At 63.8% G+C, this 21661-nt stretch carries 17 protein-coding genes; 13 read left to right on the top strand and 4 right to left on the bottom strand.

Annotation, left to right across the window (positions count from 1 at the left end; translation table 11 throughout):
- Positions 1-4: 4 nt before the first annotated feature.
- The 4 genes from HBR93_RS06875 to tssA all read right to left on the bottom strand — a co-directional run bounded on the left by HBR93_RS06875 (position 5) and on the right by tssA (position 3720).
- Positions 5-493, bottom strand: a complete 489-nt coding sequence (locus HBR93_RS06875) for a type VI secretion system tube protein Hcp (protein WP_029289879.1) — start codon at positions 491-493, stop codon at positions 5-7.
- 147 nt (positions 494-640) lie between these two features.
- The gene (gene tssC / locus HBR93_RS06880) at positions 641-2137 is read right to left on the bottom strand and encodes a type VI secretion system contractile sheath large subunit (RefSeq protein WP_057440528.1); all 1497 of its coding nucleotides are present in this window, start codon (positions 2135-2137) and stop codon (positions 641-643) included.
- Between the two features lie 2 nt (positions 2138-2139).
- On the bottom strand, positions 2140-2646 hold the full coding sequence (gene tssB / locus HBR93_RS06885; protein ID WP_010168268.1) for a type VI secretion system contractile sheath small subunit: 507 nt from the start codon (positions 2644-2646) through the stop codon (positions 2140-2142).
- Between the two features lie 54 nt (positions 2647-2700).
- Positions 2701-3720 carry a type VI secretion system protein TssA gene (gene tssA / locus HBR93_RS06890; RefSeq protein ID WP_169960054.1) on the bottom strand — a complete coding sequence of 340 codons (1020 nt, stop codon included), beginning with the start codon at positions 3718-3720 and terminating at the stop codon, positions 2701-2703.
- A gap of 402 nt (positions 3721-4122) precedes the next feature.
- Between tssA and tagH the strand changes: the two genes are divergently transcribed.
- From tagH to HBR93_RS06955, 13 genes are all read left to right on the top strand, one after another.
- On the top strand, positions 4123-5463 hold the full coding sequence (gene tagH, locus HBR93_RS06895; RefSeq protein WP_169960055.1) for a type VI secretion system-associated FHA domain protein TagH: 1341 nt from the start codon (positions 4123-4125) through the stop codon (positions 5461-5463).
- Between the two features lie 43 nt (positions 5464-5506).
- Positions 5507-6013, top strand: a complete 507-nt coding sequence (gene tssJ / locus HBR93_RS06900) for a type VI secretion system lipoprotein TssJ (RefSeq protein ID WP_169960056.1) — start codon at positions 5507-5509, stop codon at positions 6011-6013.
- A gap of 18 nt (positions 6014-6031) precedes the next feature.
- Complete coding sequence (tssK, locus tag HBR93_RS06905; protein ID WP_057444220.1) at positions 6032-7366, top strand: type VI secretion system baseplate subunit TssK; 1335 nt, start codon at positions 6032-6034, stop codon at positions 7364-7366.
- 6 nt (positions 7367-7372) lie between these two features.
- Positions 7373-8662: a DotU family type VI secretion system protein gene (locus tag HBR93_RS06910; protein ID WP_032856783.1), complete on the top strand. Its 1290-nt coding sequence runs from the start codon at positions 7373-7375 to the stop codon at positions 8660-8662.
- Positions 8659-12159, top strand: coding sequence for a type VI secretion system membrane subunit TssM (tssM, locus tag HBR93_RS06915; protein WP_186351010.1), 3501 nt, complete (start codon positions 8659-8661; stop codon positions 12157-12159). Before HBR93_RS06910 ends, tssM begins: the two co-directional genes overlap by 4 nt.
- Positions 12156-12809 carry a type VI secretion system-associated protein TagF gene (gene tagF, locus HBR93_RS06920; RefSeq protein ID WP_057961017.1) on the top strand — a complete coding sequence of 218 codons (654 nt, stop codon included), beginning with the start codon at positions 12156-12158 and terminating at the stop codon, positions 12807-12809. Before tssM ends, tagF begins: the two co-directional genes overlap by 4 nt.
- Entirely contained in the window at positions 12810-13529 is a 720-nt protein-coding gene (locus HBR93_RS06925; RefSeq protein WP_169960057.1) for a protein phosphatase 2C domain-containing protein, read from the top strand.
- Positions 13526-16543 carry a serine/threonine-protein kinase gene (locus HBR93_RS06930; protein WP_169960058.1) on the top strand — a complete coding sequence of 1006 codons (3018 nt, stop codon included), beginning with the start codon at positions 13526-13528 and terminating at the stop codon, positions 16541-16543. Before HBR93_RS06925 ends, HBR93_RS06930 begins: the two co-directional genes overlap by 4 nt.
- Positions 16543-17247 carry an ABC transporter ATP-binding protein gene (locus HBR93_RS06935; RefSeq protein ID WP_057961015.1) on the top strand — a complete coding sequence of 235 codons (705 nt, stop codon included), beginning with the start codon at positions 16543-16545 and terminating at the stop codon, positions 17245-17247. The genes HBR93_RS06930 and HBR93_RS06935 overlap by 1 nt, the downstream gene beginning before the upstream one ends.
- Positions 17247-18431 (top strand): ABC transporter permease, encoded by a 1185-nt coding sequence (locus HBR93_RS06940; protein ID WP_169960059.1) that lies wholly within the window; start codon positions 17247-17249, stop codon positions 18429-18431. Before HBR93_RS06935 ends, HBR93_RS06940 begins: the two co-directional genes overlap by 1 nt.
- Entirely contained in the window at positions 18424-20136 is a 1713-nt protein-coding gene (locus HBR93_RS06945; RefSeq protein WP_057961013.1) for an SUMF1/EgtB/PvdO family nonheme iron enzyme, read from the top strand. Before HBR93_RS06940 ends, HBR93_RS06945 begins: the two co-directional genes overlap by 8 nt.
- A gap of 83 nt (positions 20137-20219) precedes the next feature.
- Positions 20220-21149 carry a type VI secretion system-associated lipoprotein TagQ gene (gene tagQ / locus HBR93_RS06950; protein WP_169960060.1) on the top strand — a complete coding sequence of 310 codons (930 nt, stop codon included), beginning with the start codon at positions 20220-20222 and terminating at the stop codon, positions 21147-21149.
- 125 nt (positions 21150-21274) lie between these two features.
- Positions 21275-21652 carry a hypothetical protein gene (locus tag HBR93_RS06955; protein WP_029289848.1) on the top strand — a complete coding sequence of 126 codons (378 nt, stop codon included), beginning with the start codon at positions 21275-21277 and terminating at the stop codon, positions 21650-21652.
- The last annotated feature ends 9 nt before the right edge of the window (positions 21653-21661 follow it).

Raw genomic sequence — 21661 nt, forward strand, 5'->3', positions numbered from 1 at the left:
CGTATCAACGCTTGGTGTTGGAACGGATATTCCAGCCGAACTTGATCGGGCCGCCGTCCTTGGTGCCGTCGGCTTTCTGCGGCTGGTAGTCGACCATCACCTGGGCAAAGTTCAGGGTGACGTTTTCGGTCAGGCGATCATCGCTGCCCGAACCGCCGGTGCTCAGGGAGGTGATCAGTACTTCTTCGAGGTTGATGATCATGTACTCGACCTGGCTTTCGCCGCCGGCCTTGCGCACGGTCAGCTTGACCTTGTCGATGTGCTTGCCGCTGGCGCAATGCATCATCAGGTTAGGCGAAGCCTTGTCCACGTACTTGGTCAGCGACAGGTCCTGGATATTCACCTTACCCGCACCGCCGCCACTGCCAACGTGCATGTTGCCGGACTGGGCCATGCCCCAGCTCCAGTTCAGCACGTCGATTTCGTCCTTGTGGGCCTTGTCCATGGACTCGCCCTTGATGTCGCCGATCTTGATGAAAATATCAACAGCCATGTTTTCTCCCTGTGTGGCACGGGCCACTTGATTTGGTGATCGTTCCCACGCTCTGCGTGGTAACGCATCCTGTGACGCTCTGCGTCACCGGGACGCCGAGCATCCCGGGCGGCATTCCCACGCGGAGCGTGGGAACAAGCGAATGACTTACGCGCTTTTTGCCGAAGGCAGTTTCGATACCAGGCGCAGCGACACGGTCAGCCCTTCGAGCTGGTAGTGCGGACGCAGGTAGAACTTGGAGTTGTAGTACCCCGGGTTGCCTTCGACGTCTTCCACGATCACTTCCGCCGCAGCCAATGGGTGCTGGGCCTTGGTGGTTTCGGTGGAGTGCGCCGGGTCGCCGTCGACGTAGTTGAGGATCCAGTCCTGCAACCAGCGCTGCATCTCGTCCTTCTCTTTGAAGGAACCGATCTTGTCGCGCACGATGCACTTCAGGTAGTGGGCGAAACGGCAGGTGGCGAACAGGTACGGCAGGCGCGCGGCCAGGTTGGCGTTGGCGGTGGCGTCCGGGTCGTCGTATTCGGCCGGTTTCTGCAACGACTGGGCGCCGATGAACGCGGCGAAGTCGGTGTTTTTCTTGTGCAGCAGTGGCATGAAACCGTTCTTCGCCAGCTCCGCTTCACGGCGGTCGCTGATGGCGATTTCGGTCGGGCACTTCATGTCCACACCACCGTCATCGGTGGGGAAGGTGTGGGCCGGCAGGTTTTCCACTTCGCCGCCAGATTCCACGCCACGGATGCGCGAGCACCAGCCGTAGTGCTTGAACGAACGGTTGATGTTCACCGCCATCGCGTACGCGGCGTTGGCCCAGGTGTACTTCGAGCTGTCGGCGCCGTCGGTGTTTTCTTCGAAGGCGAAGGCTTCCACCGGGTCAGTCTTGGCGCCATACGGCAGGCGTGCCAGGAAACGCGGCATGGTCAGGCCGATGTAGCGCGAGTCTTCCGATTCGCGCAGCGAGCGCCAGCCAGCGTATTCCGGGGTGGTGAAGATCTTGGTCAGGTCACGCGGGTTCGACAGTTCCTGCCACGAGCCCATGCCCATCACGGTCGGCGATGCAGCTGCGATGAACGGTGAGTGCATTGCGGCGCAGACTTTCGACAGCTCGCCCAACAGTTCCACGTCAGGTGGCGACTGGTCGAAGTAGTAATCGCCCACCAGGCAACCGTAAGGTTCGCCGCCGAACTGGCCGTATTCTTCTTCGTACATCTTCTTGAAGATCGGGCTCTGGTCCCACGCGGTGCCCTTGAATTTCTTCAGGGTCTTGTGCAGGTCAGTCTTGGAGATATTGAGCACGCGAATCTTCAGCTGCTCGTCGCTCTCGGTGTTGTTGACCAGGTAGTGCAGGCCACGCCAGGCGCTTTCCAGCTGCTGGAAATCCGGGTGATGAATCACCTGGTTGACCTGGGCGGTGAGCTTGGCGTCGATGGCGGCGATGATCGACTCGATCGACTTGATCGCGTCGTTGGAGACCAGGTCGGTTTGCGCCAGGGCCTGCTCGGCCAGGGTGCGCACGGCCGTCTCGACGGCTTCGCGGGCACGCTCGGTCTTGGGCTTGAATTCTTGCAGCAACAGCGAGGCGAACTCACTGGTTTCTTCGGTGGCGCCCAGGTTCTGTGCGCCTTCGCGGGCGGTATTCTCGCTCATGATTACTGGTCCCCAGCAGGTTTTGGCGCGCTCGCAAGGGCCTGCAGCAGTGCCGGGTCCTTGATCGCCTTCATGATGATTTCTTCAGCGCCAGTCTTGCCGTCCATGTAGGTCAGCAGGTTGGCCAGCTGGGTACGCGCTTCGAGCAGCTTGTTCAGCGAGTCGACCTTGCGCGCCACGGCAGCCGGGCTGAAGTCGTCCATGCTTTCAAAGGTGATGTCCAGGCTCAGGTTGCCTTCGCCGGTCAGCTCGTTGGGTACGTGGAAGGCTACGCGCGGCTGCATGGCCTTGAGGCGTGAGTCGAAGTTGTCGACGTCCACTTCAAGGAACTTGCGATCAGCGACCGGCGCCAGAGGCTCGGCGGGCTTGCCGGCGAGGTCGGCCATCACACCCATCACGAAGGGCAGTTGGACCTTTTTCTCGGCGCCGTAAAGCTCGACGTCGTACTCGATCTGCACTCGAGGCGCGCGGTTGCGCGCGATGAATTTCTGAGAACTTTGCTTCGCCACGTTGCTGCTCCTGGTCGCTTGAGCGACGGTGTTGTTACTGCTCAGTCGGGCGGCTTACTCGCCGTCCGGGCCGCGCAGGTTTTCAAATTGGGACATGCCGTCGGGAATCAGATTGCGCACGATGGTCGCGAAATCGGCGTGCACCAGATTTTTCGCCCGGTTCAACAGCACCGGCAACGGGCTGGAAGGCTCGTGCCGGGTGTAGTACGCAAGGATTCGGTCCAGGTCGCGCAGCACCTCATCGCGGCTGGCGATCTCGCCAGTATTGCGGGGGGCGGCAGGGGCGGCGGCGTGTTCGACCGAGGCGTGGCTGTCGTCACTGACAACCTCGGGTTCACGGCTGTTGCCGCTCTGCGCAGCGAACTGGCTGAAAATCTGCAGGGCCTGCTTGAGCAGGTATTTCAGCGCGCCGAGGTCTACGCCCTGGGCGGAACCGACTTGCTCGCTGACGTGTTTTTCAATGGTTTCACAGGCCGCACGGGCCTCGACGAGGGCTGCGTGGGTGGCTTGCAGCTGCTCTGGATCACTGTCGAGGAAGGCCCCGGCCAGTTGCTCGGTACCAAGGGTTTCGCCGGGGAAACTTTGCAGGCCGCTGGCGTTCAGGGCGCCACGCAGGCTCACGGGGCCAAACGCCCGCGAGCGCGTGAGGACACTTTCGCGCAGCAGGCGGATGTTCGTGTCGCAGGTCATTCCCGCGAGGGCGTTGATGCGTACGGTGGGGTCGTTGTGGTCATCGGCATCCAGGCGTGGATGCAGATCGGCCCAGTACTGCTGGAGCAGTTCACTGATCAGGGTCAGGACGCTGGCCAGCCCGCCAACACCTTGCAGGGCGAGGGAGCTTTGCAGCAAAAAATGAGTGATGCGCAGGTCTTTGCTGCGCTGCAGCAAGTCCAGGCACTGTTGCTGGATACTGCGCCAGTCTGGCGGCTCGGCGGGCAAAATGGCGTCGCCCATGCTGCGCTCGGGTTGACCCTGGGCAGCACGTTCCAAGTGCAGGAAATCCGCGTCATATTCCAAGTCTTCGCCACACGGCGAAGTCGCAGAAACAGCGGTGAGCAGCAACGGCACATCCACCAAATTCGATCTCCATATCGGCCCTTTAGTCTTGGGCAATTCATGCGTTAGTTGCGCGGCTAGTTGCGCAATTTATCGGCATGTTTTCCTGGTCAGGTCAGCGCATTGATTTCAATGTGCCACTACTCATCTTCAAGAAGTTGTGCATTTTTGGTGTAGTAGTTATGCGTTGTCAAGGTAAGCTATTCGTCCTGTGTGACAGATGTGCGGTGTTTAACAACCTGTACGACCTATGAGTCAAAATAGGAATTCCCTGACGCTTTTTGTCACATTGACTGGTTAAAATCGGCGATCATGCTGATAAGTCAGCCTTTTTGGCGTGGTTTAAAGGATTTGCCAGGGCGCGCTTGGGAAGGTATTTCCCTTGGGCCGCCCGCGCGTGAGGTACAGCAAGGAGGCAAGATGTCACTGTGTTTGACTATTACTAGTTATCACAAGATCACCCCAGGTCAATGTCCGGAAAAGTCCATGGATAATGGGGTGATGGCAATTGGCCGCTCCAGTGAAAACGACTGGATATTGCCTGATCCAGAACGTTTGGTCTCCGCGCAACATTGCGTTATTCAATACAAAGATGGTCGTTACTATCTAACCGATAACAGTACTAATGGTGTGGAATTGGTTAACGCCGGCATTCGTTTGCGCCGGGGAAACAGTGAGCCATTACAAGATGGTGAATTGATCCGCATCGGCGATTACGAGATCCAGGCACGGATTGATTCCGGGGTGAAGGTGACCGACAGCCAGCCTTTCGGCACTGACGGCTCCAATAGTTTCGAAGCCCTCATGGGGCGCCAGGGTGCCGGTGTGGCCACGCCGCTGCCGACCCCGGTGATCGCCCCACAGTTCCAGGGTGCGTCGTCAATGGACACGCTACCGGACCTGTTTGATTTCCTCACGCCGACGGCCGTGCCGCCGCCCACCCAGCCTGACCATGTGCCGGCTGAGCAGCATGATTTCCGCCCGCCCGTGGCGGTTACCGTGCCCGCCCCCGAGCAGCCGCTGAACTCGGGCTCGGTGATTCCAGAAGACTGGGATCTGTTTGGCGAAACACCTACGCCGTCGATCAGCCCGCCACCACCTGTCATCGCGCCGCCTGAGCCGCCCCTCGCGCCCCCTGTGCTCGAGCCCGCACGCCCTGTGGCAGACGCCAACCAACCCGATTTGCTGCAAGCCTTCCTGCGTGGTGCCGGTCTCGATCAACTGCGCCTGGACAAGGCCCAGGCCGAGGCGCAGATGGAAAGCATCGGCCGCAGCTACCGGCTGATGGTCGAAGGCTTGATCGACGTACTGCGCGCACGCAGCAGCCTCAAGGGCGAGTTCCGCATGCAGCAGACGACGATCCAGCCGGTGGAAAACAATCCGTTGAAATTCGCCCCGAATGCCGACGAAGCGTTACTGCTGCTGCTACGCCACGGCAACCAAGCGTTTATGGCGCCGGACCTGGCCGTGCGCGATAGTTTCGACGACCTGCGCGCGCACCAACTGGCGGTGATGGCCGGTGTCGAAGCGGCCATCAAGCATCTGTTGACGCGCTTCGAGCCGGCCCAATTGGAAGAGCGCATGGGCAAGCCCGGCGGGCTGTCGAGCCTGTTCAACGGCTCGCGCCAGGCCCAGTACTGGCAACAGTTCACTGAGCTCTACAACAGTATTTCCCGTGAGGCCCAGGAGGATTTCCAGGACCTGTTCGGCCGTGAATTCAGCCGGGCCTATGAAGCACACAGCGCACGACAGCGGCGCTGAAACCGGAACAACGGACAGCCACATACGTCATTGAGGACGCAGGATGATTTTCAGGTTTTTACTCGCAGCCGCCAGCGTGTTGCTGCTGACGGCCTGTGCCAAGGATGCCGCGCCGCCCCAGGCGCCAGAGGCACAAATCGACACCACCCGTGTCGAGTTGCACTTCCATGCCATCGCTGGGCTTAACCCCGGCACCATGGGCCAGCCAGCCCCGGTGCGGGTGCGGATTTTCGAGCTGAAAAACGCCGCTGCCTTCAGCCGTGCCGACTATTTCGCCCTGGCAGATCGCGCCCAGCCGACCCTCGGTTTGGACCTGCTGGACCAGGATGAAGTGGTGATCCAACCCGGCCAGCAATTGAGCATCCAGCGCGACCTCGATCCGGCCACCCGGCAGATCGGCCTGCTGGTGGGCTATCGCGAACTGGACCGCGCGCAGTGGCGCACGGTGTTCAGCGTGCTGCCCCGCCAGGCCAGTGAATACCAGATCAGCCTTGATGTGCGCGCCGTACGTGCGCACCTCAGCGTTTCCCCATCCAGCCCTGCCCAATAAGAAGCAATCGGAGCCCCCATGTCCTGGAACAATCGCGTGGTCTGGTCGGAAGGCATGTTCATCGGAACGCAGCACTTCCAGCAGCATGACCGTTACCTGGAAAACCTGATTGATGCCCGCAGCCGCCCGCTGTCGGCCGGCGCCTGGGGGTTTTCCGAACTGCTGATCGACCAGGGCCTGCTGGCCCAGGGCAAGCTGGCCATTGTCTCGGCCCGTGGTCTGTTGCCCGATGGCACACCGTTCAATATCCCCCAGGATGACCTGGCGCCGAGCCCGCTGAACATCGACGACAACCTGCGTGACGGCCTGGTGTACCTGGCCTTGCCCCTCAAGCGTGCCGGTGCCCGCGATACGGTCGACGAAGGCGAGCCCCTGGGCGCTGCGCGTTACCTGAGCCAGGTGCGCGAGGTGCGGGATGACAACGCACCCTTCGAGAACCGCGCGCCGGTGGCCGTCGGCTCCCGTGCCCTGCGCTTGCTGACCGCCGCCGATGGCATCAGCGACTACGCCGCCATCGGCCTGGTGCGCATCAAGGAAAAACGCGCCGACCGCGCCCTGGTGCTGGATGACAGCTACATCCCGCCGGTGCTCGATGTGGCCGCGAGCAAGCCGCTGACGGCGTTTCGCAGCGAACTGCTGGGCCTGCTGCACCAGCGCGGCGAAGCCCTGGCCGGGCGGGTGGTGGCCTCGGGTGCCGGTGGCGCCTCGGAGATTGCCGACTTCATGCTGCTGCAACTGGTCAACCGCGCCCAGCCGCTGATCCAGCACCTGAGCCAGTTGAGCCCGCTGCACCCGGAGCGTTTGTTCAGTGAACTGGTAAGCCTGGCCGGCGAGTTCTCGACCTTCTCCACCTCGGGGCGGCGCCCCGAGGAATACCCGCGCTACCAGCATGACGACCTGGCCCTCAGCTTCGCCCCGGTGATGCAGGCCCTGCGCGAGGCGCTGTCGATGCTGATCGACAGCAAGGCCACGCCTATCCCGATTGTCGAAAAAGCCTATGGCGTGCATGTGGCGATGCTGGCGGACAAAACCCTGATCGACAGCGCCAGCTTCATCCTTGTGGTGCGTGCCGATGTCCCGGGCGAAACCCTGCGTGCGCGCTTCGGCCAGCAGAGCAAGGTCGGCTCGGTGGAGCACATCCGCGACCTGGTCAACCTGCAACTGCCGGGCATCGGCCTGCTGCCGTTGCCGGTGGCGCCACGGCAGATCCCTTACCACGCGGGCTCCACCTACTACGAGCTGGATCGCGGCAGTGAGCATTGGCAGCAACTGATTCACTCCGGCGGCTTCGCCTTCCATATCGCCGGGCAGTTCCCGGGCTTGAACCTGGCCTTCTGGGCGATCCGAGGATAATCCGCGATGCATCCCAATGATGACGACCGCACCCAGTTCATGCCGCGTCCGGGTGGCCGAGCGCCGGAGCCTGCCCGCGCAGAACCAGCGCCTTTGTCGATGCCGGCGGCGCCGATCCTCACCGGCAAAAGCCAGGGCCTCAACCCGCTGGAAAGCGCCGCCGGCCCCTTGCTGGCACTGCTGACGCGCCTGCGCAATACCATCGCCCATCCCGCACCCTCAAGCCTGCGCGCGCAGTTGCTGGCCTACCTGCGCCAGTTCGAAGAACGCGCCGAGGCGGCCGGCGTGGCCCGCAACGAAGTGCTGTTGGCCCGCTACGCGCTGTGCACCGCCCTCGATGAAGCGGTGCTGAGCACGCCCTGGGGCAGCGCCAGTGACTGGGGCAAGCAGAGCCTGCTGATCACCGTGCACAACGAAGCCTGGGGCGGCGAAAAGGTCTTCCAACTGCTGGACCACTGCCTGCAAAGCCCGCGCGAACGCCTGTATCTGCTGGAGCTGTTGTACCTGTGCATGTGCCTGGGTTTCGAAGGCCGCTACCGGGTAATGAACGACGGCCGCAGCCAGCTCGAAGCCCTGCGCGAACGCACGGCGGCGGCGATTCGCAGTGCCCGTGGCGAGCATGAACGCGAGCTGTCGCCCCATTGGCGCGGCGTGACCGTGGCCCGCGATCGCCTGGCGCAATTCATGCCGCCGTGGATCGCCGTGGCCATCGGCCTGGCTTTGCTGCTGGCCCTACTGTTTGGCTTGCGCCTGAAACTGGCGTCGGATGCCGAGCCGGTGTTCAAGAACATCCATGCATTGGGGGAAATCCCGGTGCAGGCCATCGACCGCCCGGTGGCGCAGCCGAAAATCATCGAGCGCCCACGCCTGGCGGGCTTTCTGGTGGAGGACATCAAGGCGGGCCGGGTCGCGGTGGAAGATGCCGTCGACCGCTCCGTGGTGACGATCCGTGGCGATGAACTGTTCGCCTCGGCCAGCTCCAGCATTGTCGATGACTACCAACCCCTGATGCTGCGCATCGCCGATGCCATCCGCAAGGTCAAGGGCCAGGTGCGGGTGACCGGGCACAGCGACAATCGGCCGATTGCCACCCTGCGCTTCCCGTCCAACTGGGCCTTGTCCGAGGCGCGGGCCAAGTCGGTGCTGGAAATCCTCGCGGCCAAGACCGGCCAGGGCGAGCGCTTCAGCGCCGAGGGTCGCAGCGACACCGAGCCGGTGGCGACCAACGCCACAGCCGAAGGCCGTGCCCGCAATCGTCGGGTTGAAATCACCGTATTGGCGGAGGGCGTCGAGTGAAGGCGTTTTTCAGTTTTATGATTCGCTGGGTGATCCCCGTGCTGGGCCTGATTGCCCTGGGCCTGATCATCTGGTTTGTCGGGCCGTTGCTCGACGTGCTGGTGCCGGAAGGCCGGCGCTGGGCCTTGATCATCCTGGTCTTCGCGGTGTGGATTGCCTACCGCGTGTTTCGCATCATCCAGGCGCGCCGTCAGGCCGCCGAAGTGATGCGCAGCCTGGCCGCCGAAACCCCGGCCGACCCCAACAGTGTCGCCACTGCCGAAGAGTTGGCCACCCTGCGCCAACGCATGGACGAAGCCCTCGCGCTGTTGAAAAAGGCCAAGTTGGGCGGTGACGAACGGCGCAACCTCTATGAGTTGCCGTGGTACGTGATCATCGGCCCGCCGGGCTCTGGCAAGACCACCGCGCTGGTCAACTCCGGGTTGCACTTCCCCCTGGCTGCCCAGTTGGGTGCCGGTGCGGTGCGCGGCGTGGGCGGTACACGTAACTGTGATTGGTGGTTTACCGATCAAGCGGTGCTGCTGGACACCGCCGGGCGCTACACCACCCAGGACAGCAACTCCACGGTGGATAAAGCCGCCTGGCTGGGCTTCCTCGACCTGCTGAAAAAGCAGCGCGCCCGCCGCCCGATCGATGGCGCTTTTATCGCCATCAGCCTGTCGGACCTGCTGCTGGGCACTGACGCCGAGCGCGCCGCCCACGCTGCCGCAATCCGCCTGCGCATCCAGGAGTTGTACACCCAGTTGGGCGTGCGTTTCCCGATTTACCTGATGCTCACCAAGCTCGATCTGGTGCCGGGTTTCATGGAGTTTTTCGACAACCTGAGCAAGGAAGATCGCGCCCAGGTGTGGGGCATGACCTTTGCCCTGGACGACGGCAAGCACAGCGACAGCCCCCTGGCCCATCTGCAAAGCGAATTCGCCGGCCTGGAGCAGCGCCTCAACGAGCGCCTGGTGGAACGCCTGCAACAGGAGCGCGACCCGGCGCGGCGCGACCTGATCTATGGCTTCCCGCAGCAATTCGGTGCGCTGAAGGATTGCCTGCAAAGCTTCCTCGAGGGCGTGTTCAAGCCCAATGCCTTTGAAGAGCGCGTGCTGCTGCGCGGCGTCTATTTCACCAGCGGTACCCAGGAAGGCAGCCCGATTGACCGACTGATCGGCGCCATGGCCCAGAGCATGAACCTCGACCGCCAGCATCTGGCGCGCCAGAGCGGTACTGGGCGCAGCTACTTCATCGAGAAACTGTTCAGCGCCGTGGCCTTTGCCGAGCGTGGCCTGGTGGGGGTCAACCCGAAGGTCGAGCGCCGCCGCAAATGGGTCGCCCGTGGCGTGCTCGCCGCGACGGTTGCGCTGGTGCTGGTGGTCAGCAGCCTGTGGTGGCTGAGTTATCGCGCCAACCAGGCGTATATCGCCCAGGTTGACCACAAGGTCGCGCCACTGGGCCAGGCCGTGCAGAGCCTGAGCCCGGCACAGCGTGATGTGCTGGCGGTGTTGCCGCTGCTCAACGCGGTTAAGAACCTGGCGGGCGATTCGCCAAGCTGGTCCGAGGGCCTGGGCCTGTATCAGGGCGACATGCTCGAAGCCGAATCTGCCAGTGTCTACCGCAAGCTGCTGATCGCGGTGTTCGCCCCGCGCCTGGTGACGCGCATCGAAGAGCAACTGCACGGTGGTGGCAGTTCCGATTTCCTCTACGAAGGCTTGAAGGCCTACCTGATGCTGGCGGACAGCGAGCATTACGACCCGGACTTTATCAAGGCCTGGATCGCCCTGGACTGGGACCGCAACCTGCCGCGCGACCTGCCCGTCGACCAGCGCCAGGCCCTCAGCGCTCACCTGCAGGCGCTGTTCGACCGCCATCCGCCGAATGCGCGCCTCGACCCACGGCTGATCGACGACTTGCGCCGGCAACTGCAACAACTGCCGGTGGCCCAGCGTGTGTACGACCGGGTCAAGCGCCAGAAACTGCCCGACGGCGTGACCGACTTCCGCATCAACGAAGCCGCTGGGCGGGATGCTGCGCTGGTGTTCAGCCGCAAAAGTGGCAAGCCGCTGGGCGAGCCGTTGAGTGGCTTGTTTACCGCCAAGGGCTATCGCCAGGGCTTTTTGCTGACCAGCCTGAATCAGGCCGGGACCCTGGCCGAAGAGCAATGGGTGTTGGGCCAGGCGCCGGCAGATCAACAGAATGTGGCGAGCCTTGCCGCCGACGTGCGACGCCTGTACTTCCAGGACTATCAGCGCCAATGGGACGCCTTGCTGGCGGATATCGACTTTGTACCCATCACCAGCGTGGCCCAGGCGGCGGACGTGTTGCGGGTGATCTCCGGCCCGACCTCGCCGCTGAAAAAGCTGCTGGTGGCGGTGGCCAAGGAAACCGACCTGCAAGCTGAAGAACGCCAATTGGCGGCCAAGGGCGTGCCGGTGGAAGGTGGCGTCGACAAGCTCAAGGAGCGCCTCGGCAGCCTGCTCGGCGAGGCCCAGCCGACGGCCAGTGCACCGGCCCTCACGGAAGACCCGGTGACCGCGCACTTTGCCGAACTCAACAGCATCGTCGCCAAGAACGAAGGCGAGCCGGCGGCCATCGACGGCCTGCTGGCGGATATGAATGCGCTGTATGTGCAGGTCAGCGCCATGGTCGGCGCCAGTGGCGATGCCTTGCTCGGCGAAGCCAAGAACCAGGCCGCAGCGGCCGCCACCCGGGTCAGCCTGAATGCCGAACGCCAGCCGCCGCTGGTACAGGGCATGGTCAAGTCGGTGGTCAACTCCACCACCAACAGCATGATGGGCGGGGTGCGCAATCAACTGAACGCGGCCTGGGTCAGTGAAGTGGTGAATGTGTATCGCCAGTCCCTGGCCGGGCGCTACCCGATGTCCCCCGGCAGTGCTCGGGACGCCACCCTGGACGACTTCGGCCAGTTCTTTGGGGTGGGCGGGGTGATGGACAACTACTTCCGCAAATACCTGCAACCCTACGTCGATACCTCCGCGCAGACCTGGCGCTGGCAGCCGGGGGCGGCGCAGAAGCTCGGTATCGCGCCGGGCGTGCTGCAAACCTTCCAGCGCGCGGCGACTATTCGGGATGCGTTCTTTCGCGCGGGGGGCACGCAGCCCATCGTGCGTTTCGAGCTCAAGCCGGTGGCGATGGACGCGACCATCACCCAGTTCCTGCTTGACCTGGACGGCCAGCAACTGAGCTACGACCACGGCCCGAGCCGGCCGGTGGCGATGCAATGGCCGAATCCCGGCAGCAGTGGCGGGGTGCGCATCTCGATCATGCCGCCATCGGCCAGCGGTCGCTCCGGCGTCACCCTGGATGGCCCATGGGCGTGGTTCCGCCTGTTAGAACAATCGGAGCTTTCTGCCGGCAATTCGCCGGACCGCTTCAACCTGCGTCTGCGGGTCGACGGCGCGAGCATCGCCTATGAATTGCGTGCCAACAGCGCTTTCAACCCGTTCAAGAGCCGCGTGCTCAGTGGCTTCAGCCTGCCGGAGCGGCTATGACCACCCTGGGGTTCTACGGCAAGTTGGCCAGTCGCGGGGACTTTGTCAGCCGTGCCTTGCCCCAGAGCTTTATCGGCCCCTGGGACAGTTGGCTGGCTGCTGGTTTGCTCGCCAGCCAGCACAGCCTGGGCGACAACTGGCTCAACGCTTACCTGGTCAGCCCGCTGTGGCGTTTCGTACTGGCGCCGGGGGTGTGCGGGCCGGATGCGGCGGCGGGTGTCGTGATGCCGAGCATTGATCGGGTCGGGCGGTATTTCCCGCTGGCGGTGGTCGCCTTGTTGGATCACGACACCAATCCGGCGTCCCTGGTGGGTGGCCCGGATGCCTGGTTCGAACAGATCGAGGAGCTGCTGCTCAGCACCTTGCAGCCCGGCGCCACGTTCGAAGGGTTTAACCACGGCGTTGACCGCCTGGGCTTGCCGGCCAGTGAACCGCGTGCCCTGGACAGTCGCTTCGCCAGCCTGCAACGGGTCGCCGCCACCGTGCCCCATGGGCGCATGACCGCCCTTGCCGAACAGGCCTGCGAAGGCGCCAGCCTGTGGTGGGGGCGTGGTTCGCAACGTATTTCCCCCGGTTTATTACGGTGCCAGGGTTTGCCTGCTGCCGGCGATTTTGCGCAATTTCTGCTCGGACAAGAAGGTGTGGTGTAGATGGGGTCGACGTACAAATCCGCGAGCAAAAGCCATGTGGGCATGGTGCGCCAGGTCAATGAAGACGCGTGCCTGGACCTCCCGGAAAACCGCCTGTGGGTGGTGGCCGACGGCATGGGCGGGCACGCGGCCGGCGACTATGTCAGCAGCCTGATCGTCGACAGCCTGCGCGGCCTGCCCGTGGGTCGGTCCCTGGACGAATATACGGCGGCGCTGCGCACCGAGCTGACCCGGGTCAACACGGCCGTACGTGAAGAAACCGCCAACCGTGGCGTGACCATGATGGGCAGCACCGTGGTGGTGTTGGCCGCACGCGGCCTGCGCGGTGTGTGCCTGTGGGCCGGCGACAGCCGCTTGTATCGCCTGCGCGATGGCGAGTTGGAACGCATCTCCCGCGACCACAGCTACGTGCAGGACCTGCAGGACAGCGGCCTGCTCAGCGAAGCCGATGCGCGGGTGCATCCGCGGGCCAATATCGTCACCCGCGCCATTGGTGTGGAGGCGCAATTGGAGCTGTCGGTGGTCGACCTGTTGATCGCCCCCGGTGACAGCTACCTGCTGTGCAGCGATGGCCTGAACAAGACCGTCGAAGACCACGAAATCCGTGACGTGCTGAGCCATGCCGAGCCTGACGAAATCGCCCGCAGCCTGGTGCACCTGGGGCTCAATCGCGGTGCGCCCGACAACATCACCACCCTCGTCGTGAAGGTGTCGCCATGACCCTGATCATCCCCGGCTACGACATCGACGGCGAAATCGGCGAAGGCGCCATGGCCAGCGTGTACCTGGCGACCCAGCGGTCGCTGGAGCGCAAGGTGGCGTTGAAAGTCATGGCCGCTGCGCTGGCTGCCGACCCGAGTTTCTGCGAGCGTTTCCTGCGCGAGGGCAAGACCCTGGCGCGGCTGTCGCACCCGCACACCGTGACCATCCACGACATCGGCAATGTCGGCGAGCTGTATTACATGGCCATGGAATACCTGCCCAATGGCACGCTCAAGGAGCGCATCGCCGCCGGCCTGACGCCGGAGCAGGGGCTGGTGTATATCCGCCAGATCGCCTCGGCCCTGGGTTACGCCCACGCCCAGGGTTTGGTGCACCGCGACGTCAAGCCGGCGAACATCCTGTTTCGCGCCGATGGCACGGCGGTGCTGTCGGACTTCGGGATCGCCAAGTCCCTGGATGACCGCACCCAGTTCACCCAGGCCGGGTTTGCCGTGGGCACCCCCAGCTACATGAGCCCGGAGCAGGCGCGGGGCCAGGAAATCGACGGCCGCGCCGACCTGTACGCCCTCGGGGTGGTGCTCTACGAAATCCTCGTCGGCAAGCTGCCTTACAACGGCACCGATGCACTCTCCACCGCCCTGGCGCACCTGACCGAGCCCTTGCCGGAACTGCCGCTGCACCATGGCCGTTATCAAGAGGTGCTGAAAAAACTCCTGGCCAAGGATCCGGCGCAGCGTTTCCCGGATGCCGCCGCGCTGCTGCTGGCTCTGGATCGGTTGCCCCTGGAGGCGCCGAAAGAAGCCTTGGAGGCGACCTTGATTCGCCCCGCCGTGATGTCGGCCGGTCAGGATCTGGCCGGGTTGACCCCGGTGTCCATCGAAATTCCCAATGCTGCGCCGCAACCGCAACCGCAACCGCAACCGCAACCGCAGTCGCAAGCAGTGCGCCAGCCGGTGGTGAGCCCCACGCAGCATCGCGCGGAGTCCGAGCAGCGGCGTGGCCCTGTCCTGGCATTGGCCGCCGTGGCCGTGGCGGTCGCGCTGGCCATCGGTGGCGCCAGTTACTGGTGGCTGAGTGACGACGCCCCTGCGCCGCCGCCTGCTGCGGTCGTGCCCGCTACGCCGACTGCGGTTAAACCGCTGGCCGCTGATAGCGACGGCGGCCAGCGCCCCTTGCTGATGGCCGGCAAGAAAACCCTGTTCCAGCGCGTCCTGAGCAAGCCCGGCGCCAAGCTCTCCAGCGAGGCGGGCGGCGCACCGGGTAAGGCCTTGCCCGCGTTCTCGGTGCTTTATGTGTACCAGCGCAAAGATGTCGACGGCAGCCCATGGCTGCGCATTGGCGCCGCCACCGACGGGCGCAGTGACGGTTGGTTGCCGGCCGCGCAAGTCAGCGACTGGAAGCAGAGCCTGGTGCTCAAGTTCACTGAGCGTTCGGGGCGGGCACCGGTGATGTTCCTGCGCCAGCCTGGCGAGGTGGAAAAACTCCTGGCTGACCCGGCCGCCGCGAAAAACCTGCTGCTCAAAGCGCAGAAAAACCCTGAGGACAATCAACAGGTCCTGGCCCTGGAGCCCACAGCCAGTGCCGTGCCGCAGAACCAGTTCTACCTGTTGCCGATCTTCGATGCCAAAGAGAGCTTCGACGAGAATGGCCAGCCGGTGCAGTTGCTCAATGTGGCGTCCATCGACCCCGGCACTGCCGCCGCCAAGCCGGCCACCCCGCTGATCAATGCGAATGCCGATGCGTTCCGCACCGCCGTGGTGCTGGTGGTGGATACCACGGTGTCGATGCAGCCGTATATCGACCAGGTGCGCGATGTGGTCCATGAACTGCAAACCCGCATTGCCGAGCGCGGCGAGTTGGACAGCGTCAGCTTTGGCATGGTCGGCTTTCGCAGCAGCGTGAAGAAAACCCCGGGCCTGGAGTACGTGGCCAAGACCCTGATCACCCTCGACCAGGGCCGCGACCCCCAGCGGTTTCTGGATATGGCGCGGCAGGTCAAAGCCTCCACCGTCTCCAGCCACTCGTTCAATGAAGATGCGTTTGCCGGGGTGATGCAGGCGGTGGAAGGCATGGATTGGTCCGGCTATGGCGGGCGCCTGATCCTGCTGGTGACCGATGCCGGGGCCCTGCGCAAGAACGACCCGTTTGCCGCGACCCAGATGAACGAAGCCGAAGTGCGCCAGGCGGCGCTGGGCAAGCAGATCAAGATCTATGCCCTGCACCTGCGCACCGACGCCGGCAAGAAAACCCATGGCGGCGCCGAATCCCAGTACCGCATCCTGACTGCCGACGCCAACCCACGGATCGGCGATCTGTACACGGCAGTGCCGGGCGGTGATGTGCGCAAGCTGGGCGAGCGGGTCGATGAGATCGGCACGGTGTTCGCCAACCTGGTGCATCAAGTGCGCAGCAATACCCCGCAGCCGGTGCCGTTGCTCAGCAGCGCGCCGAGCCTGGCGGACAAATCCGCCGCCGTCGGCTATGCCATGCACATGGACTTCCTCGGCCACAAAGGCGCGAGCCAGGCGCCGCAACTGGTCAGCGCCTGGACTGCCGACCGCGACCTGACCAACCCGGCACTGCCGGCGTTCCAGGTCTGCGTGATGCTGACCAAACTGCAGCTCAACGATTTGCAGCAATCGCTGAAATTGATCGTCGATGCGGCACGCAAGACCCAGACTTCGCCCAGGGATTTCTTCCAGGAAATCGCCAGCGCCTCGGCCTACATGAGCCGCGACCCGCAGGCCCTGCGCAAGGGTGGCAACCTCGCCGACGGCGGCATTCTGGGTGAATACCTGGAAGGCCTGCCGTACCGCAGCAAGTCCCTGAACATGACCCAGGACCTGTGGCTGTCATTGAGCGTGGCCGAACAGGAAGACTTTATCGACGAGCTGGATTCGAAGATCCGCCTCTATGAAACCTTCCATAACGACGTGGCCAACTGGGTCCGTTTCGGTGATGCCGAACCGGGCGATGCGTTGTACCGCGTGCCACTGTCGACGCTGCCTTGATGCTGAACCTGAGCGCGGTGCACAAGAACCGGGGCCTCGGTAGCCAGCGCTATAGCCTGGTGATTCCGGCACTGCACCTGGGTGCAGGTGAACAGCTGGCGATTGTCGGGCCGAGCGGTTGCGGCAAAAGCACCTTGCTCGATCTGCTGGCGTTGGTCCTGGCACCTGATCAGGTGGGCCGTTTTGAATTCAACCAGTTGGATATCGGCGGGCTGTGGCGGGCCAATCAGCAATCCACGTTGGCCGGGTTGCGCAGCCGGCATCTCGGTTATGTGCTGCAGACCGGTGGCCTGCTGGGCTTTCTCGATGTGCGCAGCAATATCGCCCTGTCCCGGCAGCTGTTGGGCCTGAAGGACGATGGCAGCGTGGCGCGGCTGGCTGCGCAGTTGCAAATCAGCGACCAGTTGGCCAAGAAGCCTGGCGCGTTGTCGGTGGGTCAGCGCCAGCGCGTCAGTTGCGCCCGCGCCCTGGCCCATGCCCCGCAATTGGTGCTGGCCGATGAGCCGACCGCGTCCCTGGATCCGCTCAATGCCGAGCGCGTGATGCAGGCGCTGCTGACCCAGGCCCGTGAGCACCGCGCCGCGTGCGTGATCGCCACCCATGACGAGCCCCTGGCCCGCGCCAGTGGCTTGCAGGTGCGGCGCATCAGTTGCCAGCGCGACAGCGACGGTGGCGTCACGGCGACTCTCGGGGAGGCATGTTGATGCGTATCCCTCTGTTGGCTTCCCTCGCTTGGCAGGATTACCGCAACGATGGCTGGCTGTCGGCCTGTTCGGTGTTGGCGTTGGTGGCGGTGATCGCGCCGTTGCTGGTGTTGTTCGGCCTGAAATTCGGACTGGTCAGCAGCTTGACCGAGCGCTTGGAGAATGACCCGGCGACCCGCGAAATCATCCCGTTGGGCGGCGGGCGGTTCAGTCGCGCCTTTGTCGAGCAACTTGGTCAGCGCAGCGATGTGGCGTTTGCCATCCCGCGCACGCGGCAGATTGCGGCCACGGCCCAGGTGGGCACGTTGACCCTGGAGATGCTGCCCACCGCGCCGGGTGATCCGTTGCTGGGCGGTTTGCCTATCCCGGCGGGCCTGGAGCAGATCGTGCTGAGCCACACCGCCGCCGAGAAGCTGGCGGCGCGGCCGGGAGATTGGCTGCAAACCCGCTTTGCGCGGCAAGTGGCCGGGCGCGTCGAGGCCCGGGATGCACGGTTGCAGGTGGTGGCAGTGCTGCCCCTGGAGGCGTTTGCGCGGGACGGTTTGTTTGCCGACTTGAGCCTGCTGGAAGCGGCGGAAGACTACCGCGATGGCCGTGCGGTGCCGGCGTTGGGCTGGGAGGGTGACGTGGTGGGCGTGAGCGAGCAGCGGGTGTATCCGGCGTTTCGTTTATATGCACGCAGCCTTACCGATGTTGAGCCGCTACGGCTGTATTTCGCCGCGCAGAACCTGTTGGTCTCGACCCAGGCGCTGAGTATCGCCCAGGTGCAGTCGCTGAGTCGCAACTTGGCGATTGTGTTCTGGATCATCGCCGGCCTGGCCTTGGCGGGGGCATTTGCGGCGATTTTCGCCGGGGCGTTGGCCGCTGTCGCGCGCAAGCGCCGGGAGTTATCGGTGTTGCGCCTGTTGGGGGTTTCCACTGGCGCGCTGTTGTTGTTCGTGACGCTGCAGGCGCTCTACAGCGCGGGGTTGGCCGCTGTACTCAGCGCCGGGCTGTATGGCCTGGCCGAGGCGGGTTTGAATCAATTATTCGTGCAGGTGCCGGGCGAATACGCCAGCCACCTGTTGGCGCGGCATTACGCCCTGGCCCTGGTCGCGGTGCTCGGCGTCAGCGCCGTGGCGGCCGTATGTGGGGGGTGGCGGGTGGCGCGTATCCAGGCTTCTGAGGGCATCAGAGATGTATAAGTTATTGGGCGCCGCCGTGGCGCTGAGCCTGGCCACTGTGGCCTGGGCCGACGAGGCAAGCGATAAGCTCGACAACCCCAAACCGTTGGCCGATGACGTCAGCCTGCCGCTGCCGTGTGAGGGCAACATGGTGTTCCGCTACGCCTATGTCCTGGCCCAGGGCACCCTGGACGACCGAGAGGTCAGCCTCGGCTACCCGTTCAGCGAAGGCGAGGCGGGCTACAAGCAGTCGTTTATCTCGGGTTACCGCCGCGACTTTATCAACGGCCAATTCACCCTCAAGGATTTGCCCAAGGGCTGGAACAAGGTCATTGCGCCGCTGATGCCCAAGACCGACGCCAAGACCCCGCTCAAGCCGATGCTCTACTTTATCGGCAAGTACGAAGTCACCGCGCGCCAGTACGCCCAGGTCATGTCCCAGGCCCAGTCCCTGGCCAGTGGTGAGCCGGCGCCAGCGTGCGAGGTGCCTGAGGGCATGGCCGGGCGCTTGCCCAAGGTCAAGCTGTCGCGCTTTGAAGCCGAGCGTTTCTCGGCGGTCTACAGCGCCTGGTTGATGAAATATCACCGCGACTTGCTGCCGGTCAGTGGCCGCGGTGCTTCGGCGCAAGATGGCGGCCTGGGGTTTGTGCGGCTGCCTACCGAAGTGGAATGGGAGTTCGCCGCGCGCGGCGGCCAGGCAGTGAGCCGCCAGGATCTGGAAGGCCGCTTGTTCCCCCGGCGTATCGAGGGCAGCGACAGCGACGGCCCGCTGGGCGATTGGGCGGTGTTCAACCAGGTCGCCGGCGGCACCGGCCAGGCGGCGCGGCTGATGCCTATCGGTACCAAGTTACCGAACCCCATCGGCATGTTCGATGTGATCGGCAACGCCGCGGAGATGGTCCAGGAGTCGTTCCAGCTGGTTCACGCCGGGCGCCGCCAGGGCACCTACGGCGGCTTTATCGTCAAGGGCGGCAACTACCTTGAAGGCGAGGGCACGCTGTTCAGCGGCATGCGCCGCGAATACCCGCTGTTCGGCGCCGATGGCACGGAGCAAAGCAACGAGACCACGGGCTTCAGGGTGGCGATTGGCGCGCTGTCGGCACCGCGCTCACGCTACAACGAACTGTTCGCGCAGTGGCAGAAAGAGGGGCGCCTGGCCGCGCTGACCGACGCTATCGACGACGCCCAGGACCCGACCAAGCGCCTGGACAGCATCATTGCCGCCAGCGTCGACCCACGGCTGCAGGCCGAGCTGGGGCTGGTCAACGAAGAGCTCAAGCGCAACGTGTCGCTGATCGCCCAGCAGCGTGAGGAGGCGGCTGGCAACCTGATCCAGTCTGCCGCCCTGGTGGCCGAGACCATCAATAACTACAACATCCGCCTGATCAATCTGCAGAAGAGTCGCCAGCAGTCCCTGGACGCCAAGGACGAGGCCAGTGCGCAGTTGTTCGCCACGGCCATCGCCAATGGCCGCAGCGCGCTCGACGGCGCAGTGGCGATTTATATCGACAACCTGGCCACCGGCACGCGCTACACCGATGCGGTGATCCAGGCGCAGTTTCAACGGATCCAGCAAGAGTTGGAGCGCAAGCCGGTACTGGGCAAGAGCCTGGTGACACGCGCGACGTTATTCGTTCGCCATGTCGGCAACTATCGCAAACAACAGCGAGCCGACCCGGCAACGATTTTGAAGGAGTTGCTCGCAGCGAGCGGTCAGCGGTCTTGACCGTTGGTTGTATAGCGAGCTTGGAAGGGACTCAGGCGGCATGGGCCGTGCTGGGCAAGACAAACTTAAAAGAGAACACACCTATGCTTTTTTCCCGTAAGGCGGTTTCCAAGCGTTACTTGCTGCTGATCGCGGCTGGCTTCAGCACCGTGCTGACCGGTTGCGCCACGTCGCCGGCTTCCAAGGTCGCGTCGAGCACCAAGGTCGAGTACTACCCCAACTGCTACGAGCCGGTGCAGCACCTGCGCGCTACTGATTCGGACATGACCAAGTCGGTCGTCACCGGCGCCGCCCTCGGCGCGGCCGGTGGTGCGCTGTTGGGTGCCCTGACCGGCGATTCGGACAAGCGTGGCCGCAATGCCGCCATTGGCGCGGCGGGCGGAGCCCTGGCGGGCGGCGCGGCGGGTTACTACACCGAGCGCCAGAAGCAGATCAGCGATGACAACCAGCGCATCGCGTCCTACGCCACGGACTTCAACAAAAGCGCTTCCGATATCGACCGTAGCACCGCGTACGCCAAGGCGTCCCAACAGTGCTACCAGAGCGCGTTCACCAAGTTGGTGGCTGACCGCAAGGCCAAGACCGTCAATGACACCGAAGGCCGCAAGCGCCTGGCAGAAATCGTCGCCGGCCTGAAGGAATCCAACGACCTGATCGTCGCGGTCAACGGCAAGGCCAGCGAAGACCTGAACAACTACACCCAGGCCTACGAGAAAGATCTGCAGCAGGTGGGTGTGCAGCGCAATGACGTGGTGACCGTGGCCACGGCCGATACTGCCCCGGCGGCGGTGCCGGCGAAAAAAGGCAAGTCGACTGGCAAGGTCGTGACCAAGCGTCCGCCACTGCCCAAGGTGCCGACCGAAGCGGTGAGCACCGAGCGAAGCATCCAGACCGCCAAGGTCAAGCAGACTGAAAGCAAGCAAGTGGCCAGCGCCGGTAAAGCACAGATCGAAGGCACCTGCCGCGATCCGAACCTGGCCGACTGGGCACCGGTGCCTTGCCCTAACGTCTAAGCCAAGTTGTTGCTATAAGCGGTAAACGCCAGCCGATCTCCTGCTAACGCGGGAGATCGGTAGCGTTCCGCGCACAAATCGTTAAACTGCTGCGGCCACCCAATAATTACACTGAGGCCGTGTGCATGAAATTTCGTTTTCTTCTGTGGGTGCTGGGCCTGATGATGGCCAAAGCCAGCCGCAACAACCCTGCGTTCCAGCAGCAGTTGGGTGACAAGGATCTGGCATTCCAGCTGCAGACCCTTGACGGCAAGGTTGCCCGTCACTTCATCGTCAAAGACCAGCGCATCACCAGCCGCTCGGGTGTCCACCCGGAGCCGGCATTTGCTATCGCTTTTAAAGACGCCGCCTACGGCTTCGCCACGATGCAGGCGAAGAACAAGCAACTGGCGTTCATGACGGGGATTCAGGACAAGTCGATCCAGATCAAGGGCAACCCGGCCCTGGTGATGTGGTTCCAGGGCTTGACCAAGTATCTGAAGCCGAAGAAAAAGAAGGCCTGAGAGACCGGG

The sequence above is a fragment of the Pseudomonas sp. WS 5411 genome (genome assembly GCF_012985595.1).
Classification (GTDB): domain Bacteria; phylum Pseudomonadota; class Gammaproteobacteria; order Pseudomonadales; family Pseudomonadaceae; genus Aquipseudomonas; species Aquipseudomonas shahriarae.

Excerpts from the sequence above, each read along its gene's own strand:
- HBR93_RS06875 (WP_029289879.1), bottom strand. The coding sequence starts at position 493 with ATGGCTGTTGATATTTTCATCAAGATCGGCGACATCAAGGGCGAGTCC.
- tssC (WP_057440528.1), bottom strand. The coding sequence starts at position 2,137 with ATGAGCGAGAATACCGCCCGCGAAGGCGCACAGAACCTGGGCGCCACC.
- tagH (WP_169960055.1), top strand. The coding sequence starts at position 4,123 with ATGTCACTGTGTTTGACTATTACTAGTTATCACAAGATCACCCCAGGT.
- tssJ (WP_169960056.1), top strand. The coding sequence starts at position 5,507 with ATGATTTTCAGGTTTTTACTCGCAGCCGCCAGCGTGTTGCTGCTGACG.
- tssK (WP_057444220.1), top strand. The coding sequence starts at position 6,032 with ATGTCCTGGAACAATCGCGTGGTCTGGTCGGAAGGCATGTTCATCGGA.
- HBR93_RS06910 (WP_032856783.1), top strand. The coding sequence starts at position 7,373 with ATGCATCCCAATGATGACGACCGCACCCAGTTCATGCCGCGTCCGGGT.
- tagF (WP_057961017.1), top strand. The coding sequence starts at position 12,156 with ATGACCACCCTGGGGTTCTACGGCAAGTTGGCCAGTCGCGGGGACTTT.
- HBR93_RS06925 (WP_169960057.1), top strand. The coding sequence starts at position 12,810 with ATGGGGTCGACGTACAAATCCGCGAGCAAAAGCCATGTGGGCATGGTG.
- HBR93_RS06930 (WP_169960058.1), top strand. The coding sequence starts at position 13,526 with ATGACCCTGATCATCCCCGGCTACGACATCGACGGCGAAATCGGCGAA.
- HBR93_RS06935 (WP_057961015.1), top strand. The coding sequence starts at position 16,543 with ATGCTGAACCTGAGCGCGGTGCACAAGAACCGGGGCCTCGGTAGCCAG.
- HBR93_RS06940 (WP_169960059.1), top strand. The coding sequence starts at position 17,247 with ATGCGTATCCCTCTGTTGGCTTCCCTCGCTTGGCAGGATTACCGCAAC.
- HBR93_RS06945 (WP_057961013.1), top strand. The coding sequence starts at position 18,424 with ATGTATAAGTTATTGGGCGCCGCCGTGGCGCTGAGCCTGGCCACTGTG.
- tagQ (WP_169960060.1), top strand. The coding sequence starts at position 20,220 with ATGCTTTTTTCCCGTAAGGCGGTTTCCAAGCGTTACTTGCTGCTGATC.
- HBR93_RS06955 (WP_029289848.1), top strand. The coding sequence starts at position 21,275 with ATGAAATTTCGTTTTCTTCTGTGGGTGCTGGGCCTGATGATGGCCAAA.